The organism is Ilyomonas limi (assembly GCF_005233845.1).
GTDB lineage: Bacteria > Bacteroidota > Bacteroidia > Chitinophagales > Chitinophagaceae > Ilyomonas > Ilyomonas limi.
The window spans coordinates 1-1,706 of sequence record NZ_SZQL01000057.1; the positions used below are offsets into that span (position 1 = coordinate 1).

Annotated in this window: 2 protein-coding genes; both read left to right on the top strand. The window is 36.8% G+C overall.

What is annotated here, in order from left to right; genetic code table 11:
* The first annotated feature begins 153 nt into the window (after positions 1–153).
* On the top strand, positions 154–477 hold the full coding sequence (locus FC093_RS23505) for a hypothetical protein (protein WP_137264268.1): 324 nt from the start codon (positions 154–156) through the stop codon (positions 475–477).
* A 462-nt stretch (positions 478–939) separates the two neighbouring features.
* Positions 940–1,377, top strand: a complete 438-nt coding sequence (locus FC093_RS23510) for a VOC family protein (protein ID WP_137264269.1) — start codon at positions 940–942, stop codon at positions 1,375–1,377.
* The last annotated feature ends 329 nt before the right edge of the window (positions 1,378–1,706 follow it).

The window sequence follows — 1,706 nt, forward strand, 5'->3', positions numbered from 1 at the left end:
AGATGAAAATACCATTCAGCACTATGTCAAAGCGCAGGGAGCCGAAAAAGAATATAAAAGGATTCACCAACAGCAGCTAAGGCTGTTTTGATACCTCGTCAGCTTGCTGCGAGGTAGTTCATTGCAAGAGCAATTATTTCAAATCAAATTGCTTTGCCGTTAGGTGCAAGTAAGATGGACAAAATTTTATGCTGGGTAAATCAAATTGAACCCCTTGACAATATTAGCTTAGACGTATTTATCGAATATCATTCAAAGATTTTAAGTTTTCCTTTAGGGACAGAACGCCTTCAATATGGTCCTGACTTTCTTAAACAGCAAGATACGCAACTTGATGCAGTGACAATGCAGTATAAAGACAAACCGATTATTAAATGTTTTGAAATTAAAAAGCAAGGTGCTTCAAGCGGCTTGAAACAAGTCTGTTTTAATGTGACAGGTCCAGTTCTTTTTGTGTACATCCATACCAATGAATAACTTTGGAATGGAAGCGGTAGTTTAAGATGGTATCATAACCGATCAATTTGGGCAGCCTTTCATTATTTTGAATGGACTGCAGATTAAAAATAAATACCGCTTAAATTACCGCTTTTACATAGATGCATTGCTACCATAGCAGGGCTGATGGAATGTGTCTTTCAACTTTTTATTTTTCAATTTGGCTTTTATTCTAACTTGACATTATAAATTTAGCTAAGTGCAAATCAGCAACATTAAAGCGTGAATTTGGCTGCAGTTGCCGGGCTTGACGGAATTTTATTTCCTGCACCTCCGCAATACTGATTGGTTATGCATCATTGCAGTTGAAAGATCTTGCCAATATAGACTGCATAGTCATATAAACGCTTGACGCAAATCACCTCTTTTTTGACGCGATCATACCTTATTTATTTTGTTGTTTAGCATTACGTTTGAACCTTAAAAATCAATTTAATAACTATGGCACAAATCAATCCGCACATTAACTTCAACGGAAATGCTGAAGAAGCTTTTACATTTTACAAATCAGTATTTGGCGGAGAGTTCGCAAAGATTATGCGTTTCAAAGACTTGTCAAACCCTGAATTTCCAGTAGCAGAAAATGAAGCAAATAAAATAATGCACATTGCTTTACCTATTGGAAAAAGTATTTTAATGGCAAATGACGTTCCTGAAAGTATGGGACGAACTAACGAAAATGAAAACAGAAGCAAAATTGTAATTAGTGCAGAAAGTAAAGAAGAAGCAGACAAATTATTCAACGGACTTTCAGCAGACGGACAAATTGAAATGCCAATTGCCGACAGTCCTTGGGGTTCATATTTTGGCATGTTTAGAGACAAATATGGAATTGAATGGATGGTGGACTTTGACCCAAATTATAAAGGACAAATTTAGTCGAAGAAAAACAACGAACGCCTAACAGCGGCTTGTCAAAATACGGGCAAACGAACAAGTGTTAAACTGTTTAACTTCAATCATTAATAGAACATGGCTTGGCTGAAGTATCCTGAAATCCGGTACTTCGGCAAGCCCGAGCCGTTAGGCGCTACTAAAATGAAGTGCCTAATAGTGACAATACTTGGACTTTCATTATTTTTCCTTGTCTCGTCCTGAAATAGGTTGACTAAAAAACAGCCTATTTATGGATTTAAAAACACAAATTATTACAGAGTATTTAACGCAGGGAGTGGGCTTCAGACAGCTTGCTCAAAAGTATGGCATCA